The sequence below is a fragment of the Ciceribacter sp. L1K23 genome, from assembly GCF_018122705.1.
Classification (GTDB): domain Bacteria; phylum Pseudomonadota; class Alphaproteobacteria; order Rhizobiales; family Rhizobiaceae; genus Allorhizobium.
Genome location: NZ_JAGRRC010000002.1, coordinates 622,069 through 647,103 on the forward strand (window position 1 = coordinate 622,069; position 25,035 = coordinate 647,103).

Annotated in this window: 19 protein-coding genes; 8 read left to right on the forward strand and 11 right to left on the reverse strand. The window is 60.3% G+C overall.

The features are described from left to right. Positions 1-5: 5 nt before the first annotated feature. Genes bchL through bchF form a run of 5 tightly spaced genes read right to left on the reverse strand, consistent with a single transcriptional unit; the run spans position 6 to position 8,058 of the window. Positions 6-935: a ferredoxin:protochlorophyllide reductase (ATP-dependent) iron-sulfur ATP-binding protein gene (gene bchL, locus J5J10_RS21890; protein WP_249116984.1), complete on the reverse strand. Its 930-nt coding sequence runs from the start codon at positions 933-935 to the stop codon at positions 6-8. Continuing rightward, positions 932-4,705 carry a magnesium chelatase subunit H gene (locus tag J5J10_RS21895; RefSeq protein WP_211931741.1) on the reverse strand — a complete coding sequence of 1,258 codons (3,774 nt, stop codon included), beginning with the start codon at positions 4,703-4,705 and terminating at the stop codon, positions 932-934. Before J5J10_RS21895 ends, bchL begins: the two co-directional genes overlap by 4 nt. Continuing rightward, positions 4,677-6,227, reverse strand: a complete 1,551-nt coding sequence (gene bchB / locus J5J10_RS21900) for a ferredoxin:protochlorophyllide reductase (ATP-dependent) subunit B (protein ID WP_211931742.1) — start codon at positions 6,225-6,227, stop codon at positions 4,677-4,679. Before bchB ends, J5J10_RS21895 begins: the two co-directional genes overlap by 29 nt. Further along, complete coding sequence (locus J5J10_RS21905; protein WP_211931743.1) at positions 6,224-7,525, reverse strand: ferredoxin:protochlorophyllide reductase (ATP-dependent) subunit N; 1,302 nt, start codon at positions 7,523-7,525, stop codon at positions 6,224-6,226. The genes bchB and J5J10_RS21905 overlap by 4 nt, the downstream gene beginning before the upstream one ends. Continuing rightward, a complete protein-coding gene (gene bchF / locus J5J10_RS21910) occupies positions 7,522-8,058 on the reverse strand; it encodes a 2-vinyl bacteriochlorophyllide hydratase (protein ID WP_211931744.1) in 537 nt (178 codons plus the stop codon). Before bchF ends, J5J10_RS21905 begins: the two co-directional genes overlap by 4 nt. Before the next feature lie 396 nt (positions 8,059-8,454). Here bchF and J5J10_RS21915 point away from each other — a divergent pair, with 396 nt between their 5' ends. The 5 genes from J5J10_RS21915 to J5J10_RS21935 all read left to right on the forward strand — a co-directional run bounded on the left by J5J10_RS21915 (position 8,455) and on the right by J5J10_RS21935 (position 14,347). After that, on the forward strand, positions 8,455-9,237 hold the full coding sequence (locus J5J10_RS21915) for a cobalamin-binding protein (protein ID WP_211931745.1): 783 nt from the start codon (positions 8,455-8,457) through the stop codon (positions 9,235-9,237). Beyond that, positions 9,234-10,670 carry a transcriptional regulator PpsR gene (ppsR, locus tag J5J10_RS21920; RefSeq protein WP_211931746.1) on the forward strand — a complete coding sequence of 479 codons (1,437 nt, stop codon included), beginning with the start codon at positions 9,234-9,236 and terminating at the stop codon, positions 10,668-10,670. Before J5J10_RS21915 ends, ppsR begins: the two co-directional genes overlap by 4 nt. A 116-nt stretch (positions 10,671-10,786) precedes the next feature. Continuing rightward, positions 10,787-11,707: a chlorophyll synthase ChlG gene (chlG, locus tag J5J10_RS21925; protein ID WP_211931747.1), complete on the forward strand. Its 921-nt coding sequence runs from the start codon at positions 10,787-10,789 to the stop codon at positions 11,705-11,707. Positions 11,708-11,769: 62 nt separating this feature from the next. Further along, positions 11,770-13,089: a BCD family MFS transporter gene (locus J5J10_RS21930; RefSeq protein ID WP_249116985.1), complete on the forward strand. Its 1,320-nt coding sequence runs from the start codon at positions 11,770-11,772 to the stop codon at positions 13,087-13,089. Between the two features lie 4 nt (positions 13,090-13,093). Next, a complete protein-coding gene (locus J5J10_RS21935; RefSeq protein ID WP_249116986.1) occupies positions 13,094-14,347 on the forward strand; it encodes a geranylgeranyl diphosphate reductase in 1,254 nt (417 codons plus the stop codon). A gap of 248 nt (positions 14,348-14,595) precedes the next feature. Here J5J10_RS21935 and J5J10_RS21940 read toward each other — a convergent pair whose 3' ends face one another. Then, on the reverse strand, positions 14,596-15,057 hold the full coding sequence (locus J5J10_RS21940) for a TspO/MBR family protein (protein ID WP_211931749.1): 462 nt from the start codon (positions 15,055-15,057) through the stop codon (positions 14,596-14,598). Positions 15,058-15,220: 163 nt separating this feature from the next. On the opposite strand from J5J10_RS21940, the gene J5J10_RS21945 reads away from it, so the two are divergent. The 3 genes from J5J10_RS21945 to J5J10_RS21955 all read left to right on the forward strand — a co-directional run bounded on the left by J5J10_RS21945 (position 15,221) and on the right by J5J10_RS21955 (position 18,729). Beyond that, a complete protein-coding gene (locus tag J5J10_RS21945) occupies positions 15,221-15,610 on the forward strand; it encodes a cytochrome c family protein (protein ID WP_211931750.1) in 390 nt (129 codons plus the stop codon). 179 nt (positions 15,611-15,789) lie between these two features. Continuing rightward, complete coding sequence (locus J5J10_RS21950; protein WP_211931751.1) at positions 15,790-17,697, forward strand: 1-deoxy-D-xylulose-5-phosphate synthase; 1,908 nt, start codon at positions 15,790-15,792, stop codon at positions 17,695-17,697. Positions 17,698-17,808: 111 nt separating this feature from the next. Continuing rightward, on the forward strand, positions 17,809-18,729 hold the full coding sequence (locus tag J5J10_RS21955) for a cobalamin B12-binding domain-containing protein (RefSeq protein WP_249116987.1): 921 nt from the start codon (positions 17,809-17,811) through the stop codon (positions 18,727-18,729). Between the two features lie 40 nt (positions 18,730-18,769). Here J5J10_RS21955 and J5J10_RS21960 read toward each other — a convergent pair whose 3' ends face one another. The 5 genes from J5J10_RS21960 to J5J10_RS21980 form a co-directional block, all read right to left on the reverse strand. Then, positions 18,770-19,660 carry a dihydrodipicolinate synthase family protein gene (locus tag J5J10_RS21960; protein WP_211931752.1) on the reverse strand — a complete coding sequence of 297 codons (891 nt, stop codon included), beginning with the start codon at positions 19,658-19,660 and terminating at the stop codon, positions 18,770-18,772. Between the two features lie 25 nt (positions 19,661-19,685). Next, a complete protein-coding gene (locus J5J10_RS21965; protein WP_211931753.1) occupies positions 19,686-21,305 on the reverse strand; it encodes an ABC transporter ATP-binding protein in 1,620 nt (539 codons plus the stop codon). Continuing rightward, positions 21,298-22,221 carry an ABC transporter permease gene (locus J5J10_RS21970; RefSeq protein ID WP_211931754.1) on the reverse strand — a complete coding sequence of 308 codons (924 nt, stop codon included), beginning with the start codon at positions 22,219-22,221 and terminating at the stop codon, positions 21,298-21,300. The genes J5J10_RS21965 and J5J10_RS21970 overlap by 8 nt, the downstream gene beginning before the upstream one ends. 9 nt (positions 22,222-22,230) lie before the next feature. Next, positions 22,231-23,145, reverse strand: coding sequence for an ABC transporter permease (locus J5J10_RS21975; protein WP_211931755.1), 915 nt, complete (start codon positions 23,143-23,145; stop codon positions 22,231-22,233). Positions 23,146-23,228: 83 nt separating this feature from the next. Next, entirely contained in the window at positions 23,229-24,728 is a 1,500-nt protein-coding gene (locus J5J10_RS21980; RefSeq protein ID WP_211931756.1) for an ABC transporter substrate-binding protein, read from the reverse strand. Positions 24,729-25,035: the final 307 nt, after the last annotated feature.

Consider the following 25,035-nt stretch of genomic DNA (forward strand, 5'->3'; position numbering starts at 1 on the left):
GAACCTCACTCGAAACCGAGAAATTCGAAAATTTCCCGGTCCTTCATCGGCTCGGCCTCGAGCGCGGGGGTCCCTGCCCAAAGACGCTCGGCCAGTTGCAGGTATTCATTCTGGATCGCCACGATCTCCGGGCTGTCGCCCATTTCGAACAGCGTGCTCTTTTTCAACCGGCTGAGACGGACCTGATCGCTATCCGGGATATGAGCCAGACGTTTCAGGCCGATCGCCTCGTTGTAGCGGTCGATCTGGTCCGTCTCGCGCGACCGGTTGGCGATGACGCCTCCGAGGCGTACATCATAGTTCTTCGCCTTGGCTTTGATCGCCGCCACGATCCGGTTCATCGCGAAGATGGAATCGAAGTCGTTTGCGGCCACGACCACGGCGCGTTCGGCATGCTGCAGCGGTGAAGCAAACCCGCCGCAGACGACGTCGCCGAGAACGTCGAAGATCACGACGTCGGTATCGTCAAGAAGGTGGTGTTCTTTCAGCAGCTTGACGGTCTGGCCAACAACATAGCCACCGCACCCTGTCCCGGCCGGCGGCCCGCCCGCCTCGATACATTGCACGCCGTTGTAGCCTTCGACCATGTAGTCCTCCGGCCGCATCTCCTCGGTGTGGAAATTCACCGTCTCGAGCACGTCGATGACCGTGGGGATCAGGCTCTTGGTCAGCGTGAAGGTGGAGTCATGCTTGGGGTCACAGCCGATCTGCAGCACGCGCTTGCCGATCTTGGAGAACGCCACCGAAAGATTTGAGGATGTCGTCGACTTGCCGATGCCGCCCTTGCCGTAGACGGCGAAGACCTTTGCACCGTCGATTTCCATGGTCGGGTCGAGATGGACCTGAACACTTCCTTCTCCATCAGCCCGTTCTCGCAGCTTTTCGGCAAGGCGCGCCTCGCGTTCCGCTGTCTTGGCATGGGTAAAGATATTCATTGGGCAGCCTCCCTGAATAGGCCTTCCAGACGATCTTCCAGTTCCTCACCGGCCAGCTTGAGGGCGGCGAGGGTTTCTGCGTCGGGCTGCCAGTAATTGCGTTCGTGCGCCTCCATCAGACGGGCGGCTAGCCGCGACGTTGAGGCGGGATTGAGTGTCGAGAGCCGGTCGCGCATTGCAGGATCCAGCATGAAGGTCTCGGTCATCTGCTGGTAGACCCAAGGATCGACATCGCCCACCGTCGCGGACCAGCCAAGCGTGTTAGTCACCTGTGTCTCGATGTTGCGCACGCCTTCATAGCCATGCTTCAGCATGCCCTCGAACCATTTCGGATTGAGTGTCCGCGTCCGGGTTTCGAGCGCGACCTGCTCGCCCAAGGTGCGCACCTTGCCCTCGCCCTGGGTCTGGTCCGAAATGAAGACGGGCAAAGAAGCGCCGCCCTTGGCGCGATTGACGGCTTTGGTAAGACCGCCCAGCGTATCGAAATAGTTTTCGATCGTGGTCACCCCGATCTCGATGGAGTCGAGGTTCTGGTAGGCCATGTCGACCTCACCGAGCATGGCATCGAGAACCTCGGCCTGATTGCTCGTCTTGCCCTTGCGGTTGATCGCGAAGCTCTTCCGGTTGGTATAGGTTTCCGCGATCTCTTGATCATCCGTCCAGGCCGACGATCCGATCAGCATGTTGACATTGGCGCCATAGGCACCGTCAGCATTTGAGAACACGCGATAGGCCGCGGCCTCGATGTCGCAACCATGGCTTTCGCAATAGGCGAGCGCGTGTTTGCGGATGAAGTTCATCTCCACCGTTTCGTCAGCGACGGCCGCGAGATAGCTGGCCTCGGCCAGCATGCTTGCCTGGATCGGCAGCAGGTCGCGGAAAATTCCAGAGAGCGTCATCACCGCATCGATGCGGGGGCGCTTCAGTTCCTCAAGCGGAATGAGCACGGCACCACAAACGCGATTGTAGGAATCGAGCCTGGGCCGCGCGCCCATAAGCGCCATGGCCTGGGCCAGCGGGGCGCCGCCCGTCTTGAGGTTGTCCGTGCCCCAGAGCACGATAGCCACGGTCTCCGGCAGGCGCCCGTCGATCTTCATGTAGCGTTCCAGCACCCGCGCCGCCTGCCGCTCGCCGTCCTGCACGGCGAAGGCACTCGGTATGCCGAAGGGGTCAAACCCATGGATATTTCGGCCGGTCGGCAGAAGTTCGGGCGTGCGCAACAGATCGCCGGACGGCGATGGCGAGACGAACCGTCCATCCAGCGCCCTGAGGATGCCGTCCAGTTCGCAATTTTCCATGAGGCCTGTATTCATGTCCGACAGCATGGAGATAGCCGCCTGCTGGCTCTCGGTTGCCCCCGGAACTGCGGTCGCTACAGCCTTTAGGTCGCCGTCGACAAGCGCAGGCATAAGAGTAGCGTTTTCCGCAAACAAGCGGGCATCCTCCATCCCGGCCGCGACATGGCAGAGTACCTCAAGCCGTTCCTGACGCGACATTGCCTTGCCCGCGACATGCAGGCCATGCGGGATCAAAGCGTATTCGAGTTCCGTCACCGCACCGGCAAGGTCGCGAACGAAGTCGGAATCGCTGTCGCCAACCCCCTTTGGCAGAAGATCGAGTTGCTGGGCCTGTATCCGGATGAGTGCGACCAACCGTTCGCGCTCCGCGACGCACTCTGGCTGCGTCAACCGGTAGCGATCCAGGCTCGCCTTGAGTTCGCTCAGCCCTTTGTAGAGCCCGGCCTGGGTGATCGGCGGCGTCAGATACGAAATCAATGTTGCAGCGGAGCGGCGTTTGGCAATCGACCCCTCGGACGGGTTATTGGCCGCATAGAAATAGAAATTCGGCAAGGCGCCAAGGATTCGATCCGGCCAGCACGTGCCGGAGAGACCCGTTTGCTTGCCGGGCATGAATTCCAGCGCACCATGCGTTCCGAAATGCAGAACGGCGTCGGCGCGGAAAACCTCTCGCAAATAGCTGTAGTAGGCGGCAAAAGCGTGGTTCGGCGCGAAACCGCCTTCAAACAGCAGCCGCATCGGATCACCCTCATAGCCGAAGGGTGGCTGAATGCCGACAAACACATTTCCGAACTGGCGACCAAGGACGAAGAGGCCACGGCCATTGCTGAGGACGCGACCGGGCGCCGTGCCCCAGTGCGCCTCGATCTCGCCCAGATGACGTTCGCGACGGATGTGATCGTCCGCGGGAATGACGGCGTGAACATTGGCCTCGGCGCCGTAGAGCGCGGAGTTCCCTTCCAGAATCATCTCCCGCAACAGATCGGCTGTGTCCGGCACGGAGACGTCATAGCCCTCCGACGAAAGACGCAGCATGGTCTGGTGGAGGCTTTCGAACACGGACAGGAATGCCGCGGTGCCTATGCTACCGCTGTTTGGCGGATAGTTGAAGATCGTAATGGCAACCCGGCGCTCCCGGCGCGTGCTGCGACGCAGGTCGACCAGCGCAGCCAGTCGATCCGCCAGCAGGTTGACGCGTTCGTCGTCCGGCTGCATGCAGGCCCGTCCCGACGGGCATTCGCCAAGCTCGCGGGCGCAGATGCAGGCTTTCGCCTTGCCGCCGCAATCGGAACGCCCACCGATGACCATGGAACCGGTAGCACCATCGAGCTCCGGGATAGCCACCATCAGCGTCGTCTCGATCGGGGTCAGCCCTTGCGATGACGACTGCCAGCCTTCCTTGGACTGGAATTCCGTCACGAAGGCGGAGACATAAGGCACGTCGAGATGCTCAAGCGTGCGGGCGGCCGCACTGGCATCGCTGTAGGCCGGCCCGCCCACAAGTGAGAAGCCGGTCAGCGAGCAGAGCGCATCGACCTTCAGTCCGCCCTCTGCCGGATCCATGTAACGGGAGATGGCCGAGCGCATATCGAGCCCGCTGCAGAAGACCGGGACAACCGAAAAGCCGCGCGTTTCGAGTGCCGAGATAACGCGGTCGTAATGACCGGTATCGCCGGAGAGGATGTACGTCCGAAGCAGGAGAAGGCCGATTGTGCCGCGCTCCCCGCTGACGTGCGGCAGGTTTTTGAGCTGCGTTGTGACCCGCGGCCTCAGCCGCGGGTGGTAGAGACCGACATCCGGGTATTCGACAGGATCGCCAACGGCGATCTTGCCCTGCAGACCCCGGCGGTCGCCCTTGGCATACTTGCCGACCAGCAACCGGACCATATTGGCGATATTCTCGTCGGAGGCCGCGATGCGATACTGGAGAGTCAGGAAGTAGTTGCGCACATCCTGGGCGGTTCCCGGGATAAAGCGCAGCAATTGCGGCAAGCGCCGCAGCATCGCGAGCTGGCGCTCGCCGGCCGTCTTGCCGCTGTCCCGGCCATTTCGTGAACTTGAGCCGCGCAATTTCTTCAGCAGCGCAAGCGGCCCCTTCTGCTCCTCGCTCATGCGGAAACGGCCCATCGTCGTATATTTCATGATGGTGCCGGCCGACATGCAGCACACCATGGCGTCGCATTCGCGGTGACGCGCGTCAAGCACGTCGGCAATGGCGTTCACATGCTCTTCGACGAAGATCATCGAGACGATGATGATGTCGCCCGACAGGATCGCGGCGCGGCATTCTGCGAGACTATCAGAATTGTCGTTCCAATCCGTTGCTGCATGGACGGACATCGTCAGTCCCGGCAAGTCATGAGCCAGCACGCGGCGCGCGTCATCGACCGCAGCCGCGATATGGTTGTCGAGCGTTACCAGCACCACCCGAACCGGGGTGCTGTCAGCGGGCGAAATGGGCTTTCGCGTCATACAGCGTCTCCACGGTGATCGGTCGGATGCCTTTGCTCTCGGCAAAGAGTTCGGTATTGCGTCGTGCCTTCCCGCGAACGAAGAAGGGGACCTTCTTCAGCTCCCTCTCGGCATCGATGGTCCAGACCTGACGTTCATCGGCGGTTTCAGGCTGCGATGTTTCTTCGAGGTCGATGGACTCAGCCTGCACATGGGAATGGAGATGTGAGGCAGACGCACCATCGTTGAATTCGAAATCGTCGCGAAACATCTGCAGCAGATGCTCCTCGAGCCCCATCATCAGCGGATGAACCCAGTTGTCGAAGATCACGTTCGCGCCTTCGAAACCCATCTGCGGCGAATAGCGGGCGGGAAAATCCTGAACATGGACCGGCGCCGAGATGACCGCACAGGGAACGCGCAGACGCTTCGCGATGTGACGCTCCATCTGCGTTCCGAGCACGAGCTCCGGCCGGGCGGCGACGATGGCGGCTTCGATCTCCAGATGATCGTCGCTGACAAGGGGTTCGACCCCATATTTTTCCGCCGCCTCGCGGACGTCGCGAGCAAATTCGCGCATATAGGTGCCGAGACCGCAGACGCGGAAGCCCAGCTCTTCGGACGCGATGCGCGCCGCCGCGATCGCGTGCGTAGCATCGCCAAAGATGAAAACGCGTTTGTTGGTGAGGTAATTGCTGTCCACCGAGCGGGCATACCAAGTGAGTCGGTCTCGGCCGGAACTCCCCTCACCCGCTGCCATCTTCGGGCGAATGCCCGCCAGGTCCCGAACCTCCGCCAGAAATGCCTCGGTCGCACCGACGCCGATCGGCACGGTGGAGACGAACGGCATGCCGTGTTGCTTCTTCAGCCAGCGCGCGGCGGTATCGGCGATTTCCGGATATAGCACGATGTTGAACGCGGCCTCAGGCAGCCTTGCAAGATCGGCCGGACTGGCGCCCAGCGGCGCGACGACGCGAACGTCCAGTCCCTCGTTCGTGAGCAGCCGCATGATCTCGGTAACATCGTCCCCGCAACGGAACCCAAGCGAGGTCGGGCCGAGAATGTTGCAAGTGTTCGCGGCAATATCCTTCGGCCGTGCGACTTGCCCGGCAAAGGCACGAACGAGCCGATAGAAAGTCTCTGCGGCGCCCCAGTGTTCCTTCTTCTGGTAGGACGGCAATTCGAGCGGCACCACCGGCACCGGCACGTCCAGGGTTCTCGCCAGTCCAGCCGGATCGTCCTGCAGCAATTCTGCGGTACAGGAGGCACCCACCAGAAGGGCCTCCGGTTGGAACCGGGCCACCGCGTCACGGCAGGCGGCCTTGAAGATGTCGGCCGTGGACCCCGAGAGGTCACGCGCCTGGAATGTTGTGTATGTCACTGGCGGACGAGACTGGCGGCGCTCGATCATCGTGAACAGCAGATCGGCGTAAGTATCCCCCTGCGGCGCATGCAGGACGTAGTGGACGCCGGTCATGGAGGCCGCGATCCGCATCGCACCAACATGGGGAGGTCCCTCGTAAGTCCACATCGAGAGCTTCATTGCGCCGCCTCCGGGAAAGCGGCCCGGCCAGCGAGGAGCCGGCTGCGTATGAGGGGACGGGCGAAAAGTTCCGCGAGGTCTCCCGCCTGCTCGTACCCCTGTATCGGCGTGAACGCGAACTCGATCGACCATTTGGTGGTCCGTCCCTCGGCCTCGAACGGATTGGCAAGTCCGAGCCCGCAGACGATCAGATCAGGTTCAGCCGCACGGCAACGATCGATCTGGATGTCGACATCCTGGCCTTCCGAGATCGAAACACCGGGCGGGAGCAGGGCCAGTTCCCCGGCAACATGCTCCCGGTGGAGATAAGGACTGCCGACCTCGACGATCTCCGCCCCGAGTTCGCTATGCAGAAACCGGGCAAGCGACGGTTCGAGCTGGGAATCGGGAAACAGGAAAATCCTCGATCCTTCGAGCGTCGGACGGTAGTGCGCGATAGCTTGCCGGGCGCGCTTGCGAGGCTGTGCGACCACCTTATCGAAATGCGCACGGGCGACACCGAATGCAGAGGCGACAGCCCAAAGCCAGGCGGTCGTGCCTTCCCCGCCAAGCGGAAAAATCGCGTCGATACGCTTGGCGCCGCAGGACTCCAGTGCGGCCGCGGTTGCGCCAAGATACGGTTGCGCGAGGACGTAGTGGGTCTCAGTCCCGATCGCAAAGCCATCGGTCGCGTGACGTCCCGGCAGGAAGACAACATCCGGCAGGCCTAATTCCGAAAAAATCCGGGAAAACTGATCCTCGACGACATCGGCAAGAGAACCCGCGACGACCAGCTTGGCGGCCGAACGATCTGTCGTCTGCAATTTCTGGTCTTCGACAAGCGCCGCCAGAAAATTATCCTCGCCCTGCGTGAATGTCGTCTCAATTCCGCTACCGGAGTAGGCAATCACGCGGTGGCGCGGTGCGTGCTGCGCATTGAGTCGGCTGGCGGCCCGAACGAGATCAAATTTGATCACCTCCGACGGGCAGGATCCGACAAGCACCAGCATTCTTATATCGGGCCTGCGCTCCAGCAGGCGGGCAACGACCTGGTCCAGTTCATCATGCATGTCGGCCATGCCGGCGAGATCGCGTTCCTCCATGATGGCGGTCGCAAATCTGGGCTCTGCGAAGATCATTACGCCTGCTGCCGACTGAATGAGATGTGCACACGTGCGGGATCCGACCACCAGGAAGAACGCGTCCTGGACTTTGCGATGCAGCCATATGATGGACGTCAGGCCGCAGAAAACCTCATGCTGGCCTCGTTCGCGGATGGTCGCAGGAGTCGCGCAGGCCGATGGCAGGGGCCGGTTCATGACGCACTCCCGGCAACAGGAAGGCGTCGGACGTCGCCAACTCCGATGGTTCGCAGCGAAGCAGCCTCCCGCCGCGCCATCCGCAGCTTCCACACGAACTGCGCGGCGTTGATGACGTAGGTCGCGTAGGCGGCCAGCGCGAGAGCCATCAATCGCCCGCCGGTGAGTGCGCCCTGATACAACGCAACGAGATACAAAGTATGCAGGACCAGAACGACGATCGAAAAGACATCTTCCCAGAAGAACGGCCGAGCGAAGAGATACCGACCAAAGACTTCCTTCTCCCAGATCGAGCCAGTCACCATGATCGCATAGAGGGTGAGTGTTTTGACCACGACGGAGAATTCAGCGACCGATTGCCCGGCGCCTGTCGCGAGGTAGTTGAGAATAAGGGCCAGACTGACCAAGAAGACGAGGAACTGAACCGGCGCAAGCACGGCCTGGACTTTGGTCCAGACGCTACGATCGCGTCGAGTGCGCTCTTCACTTGTGTAGAGGACGTTACCTGTGGTCGGCTGGTAGATATTGCCCATTACGTTCGTTCCTTCTCCCGGAGTCGTCCCGCAGGGCTCATCGGGATGGGAAAGAGTAGTCTCGCGATCGCAAGAGTGTCAACCTAGATTGACGTAAATTTTTATTTACATAATCGCATTGACCCGGCATGCTATAGAGGCTCGCACATGTGCATCATGGCCTCGCCACGTCAGCACCGCGCGCCACATATGTCAGGCTCGGTGAGGGAGGCGTTCCGCGCGGGCACTATGGACACGACCTTAAGCGACGACACAGCATGTCCACTGCCGTCAGCATCGGCCGCAGTGAGCAAACCTACATCCAATGGATCACTTGCCCGGCTAGGTTTGGCAGGGTACTTACTGACGCGCGAACGGGAAACGCTACAGAGCTTCATTCAGGGAACGGTGGCGCCTATGACCGCCGACAGACTGGCAGCGCGGTACGACATGGGACTGGAGCACGACAGCCGCTACGCTCGTGCTATCGATGCGTTTTGCCCACTTGTCACCAGCCCGGGGGTTCGCACTCCGATCCTGCTCGATTTTTTGCGAACGGAACTTCCTGCCGACCAGCCCGATTTCGCCAAAGTTCTGTTCATAGAGGCGGTGACACGGGAGCTGGGGCGGCGGTGGGAAGGGGATGATTGCGACTTTGTCGACGTAACAGTCGCGGTCGCGCGCCTGCAGGATATCATCAGGCTACTATCCTTTGAATTCCGAAGCTTGCACGGAGACGCCAACCTTCCCTTCGTGGTGCTGGCAACACCCTACGGAGAACAGCATACGCTGATGCCGTATCTCCTGGGCCTGCTGTTTGATGCGATGGGATGGTCGACACGGATCGTGGAAGGCGCGGACCTGAGGAGTCCGAGGCTGCGATCAGCGCTCGACCATGCAGATATTGTCTGCATCGGATGGAGCAACCAACGCCTGCGCAGCGAGTTCCATGACCTTGTGGCAGCCGTCCGATCCACCCAGAGAGATCGTCGGCCGCCGATCATCGCCGGAGGCATTGCGGCCCTGGATTCCGTTGATTTTCTTGTCAGTTTGGGGATTGACTGCATTTGTGACAGCGTTTACTCCGCCGCTAGAATCTGCGAAAGGTTCTACGAGTTGGAAGCGATCAGCCGGCAGGCAAGAGGATCGCCTCGGAGGACTGCTGTAAATGCCAGTGGAATCGATTGGCTGACGCGATGAAGCCTCTCAACGGCAAGAACGCGACACTTGGGTTCGAGATAGCAGTCAGCCTGCTGAAATCTCTCGACATCGAATCCATCGGTGCCCTCGTCGGACTTGGCGCCGACATCGTGATGTTGGTCGACAAGACCGGCAAGGTCGCGAGCATTCACCTATCCGATCCGGAAATTGGAAGTTGCGGCTTGGCGACATCGGTCGGGCGACGCCTGCAGGATATCGTCACCATTGAATCCGTGCCGAAAATCGACTCAATGCTATCCGGCCTCGACCGGGAGCGGCATTCGCGCGGCTATCAGGTCAACCACAGTTGCGACGGCAGGCCGGACCTGCCGGTTGTCTACTCCGCCTTCTCCTCGGATGATTTCCCCTACACACTGGTGGTCGGGCGCGACCTGCGCCAGCAGATGCGCGACCAGCAGCGGCTGGTCGAAACGCAGATGGCACTGGAGGCGGACTACCGGGAACTCCAGGAGGCTGAAGCCCGCTACCGCACGGCCTTCCGGGTTTCCAGTATCGCTCACCTGATGATCGACGGCGAGCGAAAGAGCGTCCTGGATGCCAATGCCGCGGCGATCGCGCTGCTGGGCACCGGCAACGCAAGCATGGTCAGCAAACCCTTCCGCGACCTCTTTAGAAAGCAGGACCGCGATCTGCTGAGCGACGCGATCGCAGAAGCACGCCACAGCCCTGACCCGGTGCAACTCGACACGCTGAAGACGGCGAATGGCGAGCCGGTCTCATTGACCTTGCGCTCCTACAGGGAGAACGGCGTTACCAACCTGATCGTCTCAGCCTGGTCTACAGCGGATGTGGCCGAAACCCGGCGTCAGCATATCGAGAAGACGGAGCCGACGACGGTGGACCTTTCCGGATTTCCGGAGGCCGCCGTGCAGACCAATGGTCAGGGACAGGTGGTTGCAGCCAACGCGCTTTTCCTGGATCTCGTTCACGCACCATCGCTGGCGCAGGTATTGGGACGCAATATCGCGACCTGGTTCTCCAAGTCGTCGCTGGACATCCATGTGCTTTATTCCCGCCTTGCGGAAGAACAGAACGTGCGAGGCTTTTCATCCACGCTGACCGACAATCTGGCCGGAGAACGTCCGGTGCTGATTTCAGCGCGGCGCAATCCCGATACCAGCCAGACGCAAATGGTCATCGTTGCCCAAGCAAACGCAGGCGAGCGATTGTCGATTCCGTCACCCGGCGCCCCCGAACAGGCGGATGGTTTTGCCAACCTCGTCGGAAAAGTTCCGCTGAAGGAACTGATGAGAGAATCCCTCGACGTGATCGAAAAGATCTGCATCGAGGCCGCCCTGGATCAGACGAACAACAACCGCGCGTCCGCCGCGGAGATTCTCGGCCTTTCCCGCCAGAGCCTTTACATAAAGCTCCGCCGTCACGGGCTCGAAGACTACCGTCCGGCAAACTGAACCCAGACAAATCACCGAAGGTTTCCGGCGGAATTTCATCGCGGGACATCGCGCGTCGTCAACGGAGTGTCAATTTTTGTTGACACATGGCGAGGAGCGGGCCTAGCATTCGGAACATGGAGATCACCCGCGCAGAGACTCAGCAACATGACTGGCCGAGCTTTCCGGCGGTGATCGCATTGCTGAAGCCGATCACATGGTTTCCCCCGATGTGGGCCTATGCTTGTGGGGCGATTGCATCCGGACAGGACTTCGGATCAGCCGCAGTTCCGGCTGTCGCCGGCATCGTTCTCGCCGGCCCGCTACTCTGCGGCACAAGCCAGGCTGTCAACGACTGGTTCGATCGTCATGTCGATGCGATCAACGAGCCGCACCGCGTCATCCCATCGGGACGCGTGCCGGGTCGCTGGGGTCTGTACATCGCCATTCTGATGTCGATATTGTCGGCACTTGTCGCGGCGCTGCTTGGCCCTTTTGTGCTTATCGCATCCCTGATCGGCCTCGTCTTCGCATGGGCCTACAGCGCACCGCCTTTCCGCTTCAAGCAGAACGGCTGGATCGGCAACGGGGTTGTAGGCCTGAGCTACGAAACACTTCCCTGGATTACGGCGACCACCGCGATGACCGGCCTTGTTCCGGATGCTGACAATCTTGCGATTGCCCTGCTTTACGGTCTCGGAGCACACGGCATTCTGACACTCAACGACTTCAAGTCCATGCGCGGCGACCGGGAAATGAACATCGCCACACTTCCGGTTCTGCATGGAGCCAGAAATGCAGCCTTGATCGCCTGCATTGTCATGGCACTGCCGCAGATCGGCGTTATCGGCTTGCTGGCACATGAGAACCTTGCCTACCACGCCGCGGGCCTCTGTCTCCTGCTGGCGATACAGGTCGTGTGCATGATCCGCTTCCTTCGCGATCCCGTCGGACGCGCCGTCTGGTACTCGTCGATCGGCGTAGGCCTCTACGTCAGCGGCATGATGGTGGCGGCGTTCGGTCTCCGCCATCTCGCACTCGTCAATTCTCTGGGTTGAAGGACTCGCCGATGTCTCACCCTCGACCGGCAATCGAAGCGAACAAAGCGATACGGTCAGGGTTGAGCTGGATCGATATTGGACGCCTTGGTATCGTACAGGCAGCCCTTGCATCGATCGTGGTGTTGACCAACTCGACGCTGAACCGCGTCATGATCGTTGAACTCGGTCTTGCGGCTGTCGTGCCGGGCTTACTCGTCGGCATACACTACGCGGTACAGCTAAGCCGTCCGATGTGGGGGCACCGGTCCGACACCGGCGGCTCGCGCACGGTCTGGATTCTCGCTGGCTTGGGCACACTGGCACTCGCGGGCACCCTCGCCTCGTCGACAACCTACCTCTTTGCTGAGCATCCAAACCTGGGTTTTGTGATCGCCGTCCTCGCATATGTGATGATCGGCATGGGCATCGGGGCAAGCGGCACCTCCCTGCTCGCGCTTCTCGCAACCCGCACGGCGACCGAACGTCGCGCGGCGGCGGCAACGATCACCTGGATGATGATGATCTTTGGTATCATCGTCACTTCGATCGCCACCGGAATAGCTTTGGAGCCCTATTCCCATGGCCGGCTGGTGACGGTGACTGCAGCAACGGGGATCATCGCGTTACTTGTTGCCTGGCTTGCGGTCAGAGGCATCGAACAAAAACCGATGGTGGCAGCCGCTCCGGATCAGTCCATGCCGCCCCAGCGCTTCCGTGACAGCCTGCGCGACGTGTGGGGCGATCGGCAGGCGCGGATACTAACCCTGTTCATCTTTCTGTCGATGTTCGCCTTCTCGACGCAGGACCTCATTCTCGAACCGTTTGCCGGCCTGCTCTTCGGCATGACGCCAGGCCAATCGACCCAGCTCTCGGGACTACAGCATGGGGGCGTCCTTCTTGGCATGGCAGCCTTCGGTCTGGCAGGCATTGTGTTTGGCAAACGAGTTGCCAATCTCCCGAGGCTCTTCATCATCATCGGCTGTCTGGGCTCTGCCGGCGCGCTTGCATTTCTCTGTATCGCCGCAACAATCGCGCCGAACTGGCCGCTGCCCTACAATGTGTTTTTGCTCGGCCTCGCCAATGGTATGTTTTCAGTCGCTGCCATTGGCACGATGATGTCGCTTGCCGCAGCCGGCGCGCACGCCAATGCGGGGATGCGGATCGGTGCCTGGGGCGCGGCTCAGGCCCTTGCATTTGGTCTTGGCGGTCTGTTCGGAAGTTTTGCCTTGGATCTCGGTCGCGGTCTCGCGATGACAGACGGACATGCCTTTGCAACGGTATTCGGTTTCGAAGCGATCCTTTTCATGGCGTCGGCGGGCCTCGCATTGGCTATCGGCAACCGGTCGGCATCGACCGACGCACCGCAATCCTGCTCACCCTTACTGCAGCCGGCGGAGTGACCGAATGGAAACGCAAATTCGTCGAAACCAACAGCGTCCGGCAGAACCGATGTTTCCGGAAATGTTCGACGTCGCCGTGATTGGCGGTGGTCCAAGCGGCGCAATCGCCGCGGAAAGACTTGCAACGGTTGGCCGCAGTGTTCTTCTCGTCGATCCCGGCAACCGCATCAAACCATGCGGCGGCGCCATTCCGTCGAGAACCCTCAAGGACTTTGGCATTTCCGAAGACATGTTGGTGGCGAAGGCAAATGCAGCGCGCGTGATTGCCCCCTCGGGACGAGCAGTCGAGATGCGGATCGGCAATATCGGCTTTGTCGGAATGGTGGATCGCGCCACGTTCGACCCTTATCTGCGTGAACGAGCCGAACATGCCGGTGCGAGACGGTTGAATGGAAAGCTCATCTCGGTCGAAGAAGGCAAAGATGGCACGTTGCAAATGACATTTTCGCAGAACGATGGTGATGCATCGTCACAGAATTTGCAACTTCGCGCCCGAATGTTGATCGGCGCGGACGGCGCAAATTCGGCCGTCAGGCGACTGATGTTTCCGCGCGCAAAACGTCCTCCCTATGTGTTTGCCTATCACGAAATCATTGAAAGCCCGCGGGAAACGGAGACAACCCCCTGCGCCACCGATCAATGCGATGTGGTCTATGACGGACGGATTTCTCCGGACTTCTACGGCTGGGTCTTTCCGCACGGCACCACGATGTCGGTCGGCTGCGGTTCGGCTGTCAAGGGGCATAACCTGCGGCAGGCAACGGCGGATTTGCGGCGAGCGGCAGGCCTGGCTAGTTGCCGGACCATCCGCCGAGAAGGCGCACCGCTGCCGCTCAAACCGATGCGGCGCTGGGACAATGGCCGGAATGTCGTTCTGGCCGGAGACGCGGCCGGCACGGTCGCGCCGTCATCGGGCGAAGGCATCCACTACGCCATGCTGTGCGGGAAACTCTGCGCCGACGCGGTCGATACCTGTCTGAGAACCGGCAAGGCATCTTCCCTGCGGCAGGCCCGCCGCATCTTCATGCGAGCGCACGGACGGGTTTTCCTGATCCTCGGCATCATGCAAGCGGTCTGGTACCGCAGTGACCGGATGCGGGAAAAATTTGTTGCCATGTGCGCGGACCCAGATGTCCAGCGGTTGACCTGGGAATCCTACATCAACAAGAAGATCGTACGGCGCGACCCGCTTGCGCATGTCAGGGTGTTTTTCAAGGATATCGGCCAGTTGCTCGGCATCACGGCGGGTCAACAATGAAACTATTGACCGAGTTACTCGCCTCGGGCTGGATCAGCGCGATCGCGGTCGCGATCCTGTGGGCTGAAACCCTCGTGCTGTCATTGCTCTCCCATGAGCCAGGGCGTCGCTTCCGTTCTCTCGCCGCCAACGCCTGTTCGGGAACCTTCCTACTGCTGGCCGTCGGGATGGCTCTGCGTGGCGATGATCCGCGCGCGATACTCATTTTGCTCGCCGGATCGCTTGTCGCGCACGGCCTCGATATCCTGTCACGCACGCCCATCGATCGGCTGCGTGTTCAGCCGCAACACGGTATAATTCAACATGCCAGCGGTGCTGACCCAGGCAATGTAGGGAATAAACAAAAGTGCGCTGATGACGGAAACCGGCCACGCGGTCACGATGAATCCGAGGATGGAGATCCACAGCAGCGCGATATCTGCAAGCGCCAGATCCATACGGCGAAGTCCAAAGAACAGCCAGGACCACATGGCATTGAACACGATCTGAGCGCACCAGAAAGCGAGCGGCAGAGACCAGCCCGCCAGCGTCCATACGCTCCAACCGGCGTAGGCGATGCCAGCGTAGAGAAGCGACCATACCACCGGGAACGCCCATTTTGGCGGCGTCCAGGATGGCTTGCGCAAGGTTTCGTACCATTGGCCCGGCTTGAACACCGCGCCACTCGAGGCCGCGATAAGAACAATGACGATAAAGGTGACAGCGGCCATGACCTGCTCCTGTGATTGGGAACGACGCCCGACACTACACATCGTCGGCTATCGCGCAACGTCGGCGGAACAAGATCGTTGCACAGAGTGCTCGAACACCTTCTTGATCGCCCGTTCGGCGGCACTACTTTTTTATCCGCAGCTTCGTTACGGGAGGTAACCAATGTCGAAGTTTTTCGCATTCGCATTCAGCATGGCCGTTGTATTGGCGCCGACACTCACTCTTGCCCAGGAGGGAGACGCCGCCGCCGGCAAGACTGTCTTCAACAAATGTATGGCCTGTCACAACGTGGACACCGACAAGGCCAAGGTCGGCCCGTCCCTGAAGGGCGTGATCGGCCGGCAGCCCGGCACCGTGGAGGGCTTCAAGTATTCCAAGGCCATGGTCGATTTCGGCGCCGGCAAGGTTTGGGATGAGGCACTTCTGGCCGCGTATCTGCCCGACCCGCGCGGCCTCGTGAAGGGGACCAAGATGGCATTTGCCGGCCTGAAGACCGACAAGGAGGTCGCCGACGTGATTGCCTACCTGAAGCAGTTCAGCGAGCCGCAATGAGCCTGGTCAAGGCCAAAAGCTTGACCCGTGACAATACAAATCGGGCGATGTGTAAAAAAAAGTTTACACATCGCCCGATTTACCGGAAGATGACTTTCCATTCCCGACACCTGGGTGCAGGTCGATAGATTCGACAGCCCGGCAGCGACAACCGGGAAGCGTCAGGGCGGGAGGAAAACATGGGCTTGATATCCGCGTCGGTCGCAACCCCGATTCTCGATGGCATACGCGATCCATCCGATCTCCGGGCGATGAGTGACGACGAACTCGTCCATCTGGCCGATGAACTCCGATCCGAAACCTTGAGCATTGTGTCGCAGACAGGCGGTCATCTAGGATCAAGCCTTGGCGTGGTCGAACTCACCATCGCCATTCACACGGTGTTCGACACACCCCGCGACAAGCTGATCTGGGACGTTAGTCATCAATGCTATCCGCATAAGGTCTTGACCGGCCGACGCGAAAGAATGCGCACGCTGCGCAAACAGGACGGTCCCTCAGGTTTCACGCGCCGCGCCGAGAGCATCTACGACGCCTTCGGCGCCGCCCATTCGTCGACGTCCATCTCCGCCGGCCTCGGTTTCGCCGTCGGCCGCGACCTGGGAGCGGATGTGGGTGACGTCGTATGCGTGATCGGCGATGGCGCTATGTCCGCCGGCATGGCGTTCGAGGCGATCAACAATGCGGGTGCGTTGGGGAAACGGGTCTTCGTCATCCTCAACGACAACGCCATGTCTATCTCCCCTCCGACCGGAGCGCTGTCCTCGCACCTTGCTAAACTTTCAGGGCGGCTTGAAGACGCAACTGAATATCTCGACGGTAGCGTGTCGAACCTCTTCGAGCACATGGGCTTCACCTATCACGGACCGATTGACGGTCACGACCTGAAGGGTCTGCTTGCAACGCTGCGCCACCTGAAGAGCGACGGCCAGGGTCCGATCCTCGTGCACGCTGTGACCAGGAAGGGCGCAGGATATGTCCACGCCGAAGCCTCCGAGGACAAATACCACGGCGTCAATCGGTTCGATATCGCGACGGGCATCCAGGAAAAGGGTGTCGCCAAGGCACCGACATTCACAAAGGTTTTCGCGACGGCGCTGGTTGCCGAAGCCGAACGCGACCCGCGTATCGTCGCGATTACCGCAGCGATGGCGGCAGGCACCGGCATAGACGTTTTCTCGCGCGCCTTCCCTGATCGCTCCTTCGATGTGGGAATAGCCGAACAGCACGCAGTCACCTTCGCAGCCGGCCTGGCCGCGAGCGGCCTGAAGCCATTCTGTGCGATCTACTCGACATTCCTGCAAAGGGCCTATGACCAGATCGTCCATGATGTGGCGCTGCAGGGCCTCCCCGTCCGTTTCGCGATAGACCGGGCGGGCCTGGTCGGCGCTGACGGCCCCACGCATGCCGGTTCGTTCGATATCGGCTATCTCGCGAACCTTCCGGGTTTCACGGTGATGGCAGCGAGCGACGAGGCCGAACTGGTGCATATGATCGCGACCGCGGCCGCACACGATAAAGGACCGATCGCATTTCGTTATCCGCGCGGCGAAGGCGCTGGCATAGCATTGCCGCCACGCGGCGTAGTCCTCCCGATCGGCAAGGGGCGGATCGTCGAACATGGATCAACGGTAGCCCTCCTGTCGTTCGGAACGCGCCTGTCGCACTGTCTTTCCGCTCGCCGGACATTGGCTGCGCACGGCATTTCGGCCACCGTAGCCGACGCGCGCTTTGCCAAACCGCTCGACACCGAGCTTATAGAAGACCTGTTTTCAAATCATCGCCTGCTGATCACGATCGAGGAGGGGGCGACAGGCGGGTTTGGGTCGCTCGTTCTTCATCATCTCGCAGGCAGAGGAATGTTGGACGGTCGGTGTTGCGTACGCACCATGACGCTCCCCGACATCTTCATCGCCCAGGGCTCGCCCGAACAGATGTACGACGCAGCCGGCTTGACCTCACGTCACATAGAGCAGTTGGTTCTTTCAACATTACCACGGCCACGGGCGCGCCATGGCCATGGACGCCATGGTCTTGGTGGGAAGCAGAAGGGCCTTTCGGCGTTACAACGACCGGAGGATCGATAGGAGCCGGTTGGGCGCACCCGCAGATATTAAAGAATTTGCGGAAACGTCATGATGCAGTATGTTCGTCATAAAAGGGGCAAAGCTCCTTAGGCCTATCTTCGGGAGGGGGACATGGCCGATAAAGAAACAGCAGACCCAAAGCGGTCCCTGAGCGAAAAAGCTGCCGGGCGATCTGAGTCGTCGGCGGGCGCTGGGACCGGAGCCCAGTTGAGTTCGAGCGACCACAACTTGCTTGAGAAAGCGATACGTCGTTCGGTGCCAAACAAGGTTGGATCCAACCACGCGGAGCTGTCTGCGGGGGCTCGTGATGTTGCTATCGTCCACGAGCACGATCTGATCATGAATCCGGAGCTTCACCCTGTTGCCCGGCAGATGCCGGGCACTGAGCGGGCGCTCGATTATCGCGACAGCCTGTTGAACTGTCTGGTCGACGCTGACCCCCGCAATCAAAGAAGCTTCATTGAGGAGCTTCTCCAGGCGTCGATTCCGGTTCCAACTCTTGCAGTCCACCTATTTGCACCGGTCGCAGCTCGCCTGGGTGATCTGTGGTGCACCGACGAAGCCGATTTCATGCAGGTCGCGGTGGCATCTACCCGGCTGAGCATGATTGTGAACCACGTCTCCCATCTCGGCATCAATCCGCCGGTCGACGCCAAGGAGAACAGACGTGTCCTGTTGGCAAGGACATCGGGCGCCATGCACACGATCGGTATATCGATCGTTGCGTCATGCTTCCGCGATATGGGCTGGACGGTCGACGGCGGCTCCGACCTCGAGATCGGCGACAGTCTTTATATGCGGCTATCGAACAGGCCGTACAATCTTCTTGGCATTTCAGTCGGCCGCGTTGACGAAGTCCTGGAATGTTCAGAAGCGATCCACCGGGTACAGACAAGTCGCCCAACCCGTAACATGAAGATCGCTGTAGGCGGTCCAGCGGTTATCGCCTCTCCTAAGGCCTTCAATCGTATTGGCGCCGACTTCGTCACCCGCTCGGCGCTGGATGTCATGCAGCTTGCAAGCCACGTCTAGAATGGACATCCGGACTGAGAGCGGGAGGCCAGCGACCCGCTCACACCACCGGAACCAGACCGTAGCGACGCAGGATATCGCCAATCCTGGCATCCTGCTCCGGATCAGGCAACAGGGCGGGCTGGCGACTTGCACCTACTGATACATCCTGAAGATAGAGTGCCCGCTTGACCATGGCCGGTGCGAAGCCTAGCGCATAAAGATCCGTGCGGAACGCCGTAAAGATCGCCTGCTGCCGCTCGGCTTCCGGGATATCACCGCTGTTGTATCCCTTGAGAATGCCCGCCAAGACTTCCGGAAGGGCATTGCCGAGACCGGAGATGCAGCCGGCCGCTCCATTCTGCAGCGCCCAGAGCACCAGGTGGTCGGGGCCGGAATAGACATGAAATCCTGGCATTTCGCGCGAGACGCCGAGATAGGCCTCCAGCGTTTCTTTCGCCCCGCCGCTGTCCTTGATCCCGGCGATATTGCCGTGGGCAGCGAGCTTGCGCGCGGTCTCAGGCTCGATATGGTTCTGCGTGCGTGCGGGGATATCGTAGAGATAGATCGGCGTTTTCACGGCGTCAGCAACCGTCGAGAAATGCCTGACAAGGCCGTCCTGGGTGCAGGCGATGAAAAAGGGCGTGATGACCGCGATGGCGGAGACGCCGATCCGGTCGAACTCCTTCGCAAGCTTGATCGTCTCGAAGGTCGCCGGCATTCCGGCATTGACGATCACGTCGACCTTGCCGCCGACTTCGTCGACCACAGCCTCCGCCAACTTCACCTTCTCCTCGAAAGTCAGCGCGGTGAAGTCACCGTTGGTGCCGGCGCACATGATGTTGTTGCCGGCCGCGACCTGACGGCGGACCTGCGCGCGCGTCGCCTCGTAGTTGATCGTCTCGTCCTCGTTGAAGCAGGTAACAAGCGCGACGAAGGCCTTTTTTGACATGTGATGTTCTCCGGTATTCTTGTTGTCAGGACGCCCGGCTCAACCGGTTCGCACGGTTTTGGGCCTGAACGTCCGGATCTGGATCGAGACCGGCGGCGAGCAGCGCCTGCGTATAGGGCTTCTGCGGTGTCTCGAATATCTCGCGCACAGTGCCGAGCTCGACGACCTCGCCCTTCTGCATGACCATCACATGGTCGGCAAAGTCGCGCACCACGGGCAGGTCATGCGCGATGAAGATGAAGGCGATGCCCATTTCCTTCCGTAGTTTGTCGAGAAGCGCGATGACCTGCGCCTGCACCGACACGTCGAGTGCCGATACTGCCTCGTCGCAGATGATCAGCTGCGGCTCGAGCGCGAGTGCCCGGGCAATCGCGATGCGCTGGCGCTGGCCACCCGAAAATTGGTGCGGGTAACGTCCCATATGCTCCGGTCCAAGCCCGACCTGGGTCAGCAGTTCGGCGACGCGCTCGCGCCACCTGGCTTTGGGAAGGATGTCGGGATGGATGGCCCATGCTTCCGAAATCAGCTGGTAGACCGTCATGCGCGGATTGAGCGATTGTGTCGGGTCCTGGAAGACCATCTGCAGATCGCGCCTGAGCTTGTAGAGTTCAGCGGCCGACAATTGGAAAAGGTCCCTGCCCTTCCACTGCGCAGAACCGGAATCCGGTTCATCAAGCCGCAGCAATACGCGGGCGAGTGTCGACTTGCCCGATCCACTTTCCCCGACCACGGCAAGAGTCTCTCCGGCAAGGAGATCGAAAGAAACACCCTTCAGAGCCGCAAACGCACCGTAGTTCTTGCGGATGTCCCGCACGCTCAAGACCGGTTCGTGGCGTTTTAGCGGCTCATGCATCTCGCCCTTGCCAGGGGCCGCCGCGATGAGCTTCTTCGTGTAGGGATGCTGCGGGTTCTTGTAGAGCTCGCGCACCGTGCCGGCCTCGACCAGAACGCCTTTCTCCATCACCACGACACGGTCCGCGATCTCGGCGACGACGCCGAGATCATGCGTGATGATGAGGACGGCCATTCCGGTCTCGCGCTGCAACTCCTTGAGAAGCGCCAGCACTTCGGCCTGCACGGTGACGTCGAGAGCAGTGGTCGGCTCATCCGCGATCAGCAGATCGGGCCGAAGTGCAAGCGCCATCGCGATCATGACGCGCTGACGCTGACCGCCGGAAAACTCATGCGGATATTTGGCCAGCGCATGCTCCGGGTCCGGAATACCGACGCGACCGAGAAGCCGCAGCGCCTCGGCCTGAGCACTGGCGGCGTCGGTTCCGTGCGTTGTCAGCGCCTCGCGAACCTGCCATCCGACGGTATAGACCGGGTTCAGGTGGCTGAGCGGATCCTGGAAGATCATGGCAATGCGGCGTCCGTTGATCTCTCGACGTTCTGACAGCGGCATCGTCAGCAGATCGACGCCGTCAAGCAGGATTTCGCCGCCACTGATACGCCCTGGCGGCATATCGATGAGGTTCATGATCGCCGAAGACGACACGGACTTGCCCGAACCGCTTTCACCCAGGATCGCGAGAGTCTCGCCCCGGTCGAGATGATAGGACATGTCGCGCACGGCCTTCACGACGCCGCCAGCTGTGTGGAACTCGACCGAGAGGTTGCGGACCTCAAGCAGATGCTCAGCCATTCTTGGCCCCTTTCATTTCCAGACGCCAGCGCTGCACCGGATCCAGCGCAATCCGCATCCAGTTCGAGAGCAGGTTCAGCGACATCGTCGTCAGGATGATCGCAAGCCCCGGCCAGAAGGAAAGCCACCATGCATTGGTCAGGTATTGCCGACCCTGGCTGATCATGAGACCCCACGTGATCTCCGGTGGCTGGATGCCGATACCGAGGAAAGACAGTGCGCTCTCCGCCAGCATCACATAGGCAAAGTCGAGGGTGGCAAGCGTTGTAAGCGTCGGGAGGACCACCGGAAGGATGTGGCGAAACAGGATGCGCTTGCTGGACGCGCCCATGACACGCGCAGCCTGGACGAACATGCGCTCGCGAATTTCCAGCACCTCGGCCCGTGTTGTGCGCAGATAGACGGGGATGCGGGTGATCGCCAGTACCATCATCAGGTTCAGGATCGAAGATCCGAGAATGTAGAGCACGATGACAGCGATCAGCAGCGACGGGAAGGACATGATGACATCAGCCAGACGCATGATGACCTGATTGACGCGCGGCGAAGAAAAGCCGGCAATCAGTCCAAGCACGGTTCCCACTACAGAGGATATCAATACCGCGCCGGCTGCCACCATGATCGTGTTCTGCGTCGCGACGATGATGCGTGCAAGCAGCGGGCGTCCGAGCGCATCCGCACCCATCCACCAAACCCATGCCTTCTCAAAGTCGAAAGGCGCAGCATTCCGACCGCGCAGGTTCTGCTTGGTGGCGATATCCCCTAACCAGCTGGGACCGATCAACGCCATCAATATGACCAGCAGCAGGAAAACCGCTGCGCAGAGGGCGAACTTGTCGGCCAGCAGCATGCGGAACATACGCCTATAAAACGGCGGTTCATCGGTTATCGCAACGATGGAGGTGTCGAGTGTCATAACCCCTCCTCAATGCCGAATTCGTGGATCGAGAATTGCATAAGCGAGATCGATCAGCAGGTTCATCAGGAAGATGGCAAGCGCCGTCACCAGGATCGCAGCCAGCACCACATTGAAATCGCGCTGCAGGATGGAATCGATCATCAGCTTGCCGACGCCGGGGAAACCGAAGATCGTCTCGATGATGACGGCACCGTTGAGCAGGCTCGCGGCTTGGTCACCGATCACGGTGATAACCGGCAACATGGCATTGCGCAGCGCATGGACGAAAATGATTGGGGTCGATTTCACGCCTTTGGCACGCGCCGTCTTCACATAGGCGGACGACAGAGCCGTAATCATCGAGCCGCGCACCACCTGCACGATGATGCCGAATGGCCGCACGAACAGTACAGCGATCGGCAAGATCCAATGCCAGATCGAGCCGGTGCCAGATGTCGGCAACCATGCGAGATTGACCGCGAAAACGACGATCGCAACGATCGCGAGCCAGAAGTCCGGCACGGACGCGCCGACGAGCGAGACGATTGACGAGAAACGGTCGAAGAATCCGCCAGCCCGAAACGCGGCAAGAGAGCCGACCACGATCGCGGCGACGGTAACGAGGCTCATCGTGATGACGGCGAGCCACAGGGTCCAGACGAAGGCTTCAAGCACCACGTCGAGCGCCGGCCGCGCCTTGCGCAGCGATTCACCAAGATCGCCCGTCAGAACATCGCCGACATAGCGGCCGAACTGGACCATCAGCGGATCGTTGAGACCATGTAGTTCGCGAAACTGGTTCTTCATCTCCTCTGAGGCCTCGACCGGCAGGAAAAGCGCCGCCGGATCGCCGGTCAGGCGGGAGAGGAAGAAGACCATGACGATAAGCCCGATGAGCGAGATCAGACTGGCCACGGCACGTTTTCGGATGAAGCTCAGCATGGCACCCTCGGAGAAAACGCTGCGGCGGGATCATCCCGCCGCATGATTGCTTTGAAAAGTTCGCGACGTTCCGTTGCCCGCGCTTACTTGATCTTGATCTCGGACAACTGGAGCATGGAATTCGTCGCCATCGTGGGCTTGAAATCCAGGCGCTCGGAAACCCGGGAGAAGCCGACCATGTGGAAGAGAAGCACATCGGCGACCACGTCGTCATGCAAATAAGCAATCAGCTCGGACCAAAGCTTGGCGCGTTCGTCGCCCACCGCTGCCGAAGCCCGCTTGATCAGGTCGTCAACCTTCGGATCGGAAAAGCCCGACTGGGTTCCGTCGCTCGCATACTTGAAGAACATGGAGAACGAGGGGTCGCCCTTGGAGTTGTCGTGCATGGCGGCGACGATCTGAGGACCACGACCTTCCGCGAAGGGCTTCGAATAATACTGCTCGTGCTCGGCAACCTCGACGAACTTCAGCTCGATGTTGAAGCCGACTTCCTGCAACTGCTGCTGGATCGCCTCCATGATTTCAGTGACGTTCGGGAAGTTCGCCGAACGGGCGATGATCGTGATCGGCGTGTCGACCTTCACGCCATCGGCCTTGGCCTCCTCGATCAGCTTCTTGGCAGCGTCCGGATCATAGGGGAATACCTTGACGTCAGGGTTCCAGCCGAGCGTCGGCGGAGGAACGATCGCGGTTGCCAGCAACGCGCCGTCCGGCACCAGCGTGCCGAGGAACGCCTCGCGATCGACGGCCAGGTTGAGAGCGCGGCGAACACGGACGTCGTTCAGCGGTTCGATGTTGTGATCGATACGCAGATAGACGGTTTCACTGTCGAGATAGGAGAAGTCCGTAGCCGGATTTGTCGCTTCAAGCTGCGAGATCGAAGGGGAAAGGTCAGCCTCACCCGCCTGAACCATTGCCGCGCGCACGGATGGATCCGCACGGAAAACATAGGTCGCCTCCGTTACCTCCGGCTTCTCACCCCAATAGTCGTCGCGGCCCGTCAACACGATCTGCTGGCCAGGTGTCCAGTTCGTGAGCTTGTACGGGCCTGTCCCGATCGGTTCGCGAATGAATTCGAGCGGCGTCTCTTCCGGAACGATGGTCACCAGCGACATCAGGAGCGGCAGGATTGGCTGCACCGGATCTGCGTTGAAGTCGATGGTGTAGTCGTCGACGACTGTCGGCGTGACAGTCATGCCGCCGAAGTAACGGCGAGACTCGCAGGTGTTCTTGTCGCTCATGATCCGGTCGAAACTGTGCTTCACGTCCTTCGCGTCGAAGCTCGTGCCGTCCGAGAATGTCACACCCTGCCGCAGGTGGAAACGCCAGCTGCCGTCTTCGTTCTGTTCCCACTTTTCAGCAAGGCGCGGCATGACGCCCTTGTCGCCACGGACATCGAGCTCCGTCAGCGTCTCGCTGACGTTTTCCATGATGATGCGGCCGATATTCGAGCGCGTCGCCATGCACGGCTCGAGCAGATCAGCCTCCTCCGGCAGAACAACCTTGATCGGGCCCGAACCGGCATAGGCCGGCGACAGAGCAGTGCCCATAATTAGGGCACACAGCAGAGCAGTTTTCTTCATGTCATTCTCCTCCCAGATAAACTCGTTCGTATGTGCAGCGGCAACACGCCGCAAGAATTGCATCGGCACCGTGCCGACGAGCCAAAGCAACAGCGCCAACGCTCGCCCCTTACAAAGCAGGTGGACAACACCGGGCACGCGGAACACCTCTATGTCCGGCGACCAATCCGACTGCACTCCGCCTCCTGACCAGACCATCCAATTTCCTACGAACTTTGTCAATTATTTTCGGGATGTAAAAAGAAGCCCCGGAGATGGTAGATTATTTTATGATTTAAAATCATATGTTTAAACTGATAACAATTCA

What these genes read in the sequence shown, in the direction of transcription:
- J5J10_RS21935 (WP_249116986.1), top strand. Translation starts at nt 13,094, where the DNA reads ATGGAAACGCAAATTCGTCGAAACCAACAGCGTCCGGCAGAACCGATG.
- bchF (WP_211931744.1), bottom strand. Translation starts at nt 8,058, where the DNA reads ATGGGCAATATCTACCAGCCGACCACAGGTAACGTCCTCTACACAAGT.
- J5J10_RS21970 (WP_211931754.1), bottom strand. Translation starts at nt 22,221, where the DNA reads ATGACACTCGACACCTCCATCGTTGCGATAACCGATGAACCGCCGTTT.
- J5J10_RS21960 (WP_211931752.1), bottom strand. Translation starts at nt 19,660, where the DNA reads ATGTCAAAAAAGGCCTTCGTCGCGCTTGTTACCTGCTTCAACGAGGAC.
- bchB (WP_211931742.1), bottom strand. Translation starts at nt 6,227, where the DNA reads ATGAAGCTCTCGATGTGGACTTACGAGGGACCTCCCCATGTTGGTGCG.
- J5J10_RS21945 (WP_211931750.1), top strand. Translation starts at nt 15,221, where the DNA reads ATGTCGAAGTTTTTCGCATTCGCATTCAGCATGGCCGTTGTATTGGCG.
- J5J10_RS21895 (WP_211931741.1), bottom strand. Translation starts at nt 4,705, where the DNA reads ATGACGCGAAAGCCCATTTCGCCCGCTGACAGCACCCCGGTTCGGGTG.
- bchL (WP_249116984.1), bottom strand. Translation starts at nt 935, where the DNA reads ATGAATATCTTTACCCATGCCAAGACAGCGGAACGCGAGGCGCGCCTT.
- ppsR (WP_211931746.1), top strand. Translation starts at nt 9,234, where the DNA reads ATGAAGCCTCTCAACGGCAAGAACGCGACACTTGGGTTCGAGATAGCA.
- J5J10_RS21980 (WP_211931756.1), bottom strand. Translation starts at nt 24,728, where the DNA reads ATGAAGAAAACTGCTCTGCTGTGTGCCCTAATTATGGGCACTGCTCTG.
- J5J10_RS21905 (WP_211931743.1), bottom strand. Translation starts at nt 7,525, where the DNA reads ATGAACCGGCCCCTGCCATCGGCCTGCGCGACTCCTGCGACCATCCGC.
- J5J10_RS21955 (WP_249116987.1), top strand. Translation starts at nt 17,809, where the DNA reads ATGGCCGATAAAGAAACAGCAGACCCAAAGCGGTCCCTGAGCGAAAAA.
- J5J10_RS21950 (WP_211931751.1), top strand. Translation starts at nt 15,790, where the DNA reads ATGGGCTTGATATCCGCGTCGGTCGCAACCCCGATTCTCGATGGCATA.
- J5J10_RS21915 (WP_211931745.1), top strand. Translation starts at nt 8,455, where the DNA reads ATGACCGCCGACAGACTGGCAGCGCGGTACGACATGGGACTGGAGCAC.
- J5J10_RS21940 (WP_211931749.1), bottom strand. Translation starts at nt 15,057, where the DNA reads ATGGCCGCTGTCACCTTTATCGTCATTGTTCTTATCGCGGCCTCGAGT.
- chlG (WP_211931747.1), top strand. Translation starts at nt 10,787, where the DNA reads ATGGAGATCACCCGCGCAGAGACTCAGCAACATGACTGGCCGAGCTTT.
- J5J10_RS21965 (WP_211931753.1), bottom strand. Translation starts at nt 21,305, where the DNA reads ATGGCTGAGCATCTGCTTGAGGTCCGCAACCTCTCGGTCGAGTTCCAC.
- J5J10_RS21975 (WP_211931755.1), bottom strand. Translation starts at nt 23,145, where the DNA reads ATGCTGAGCTTCATCCGAAAACGTGCCGTGGCCAGTCTGATCTCGCTC.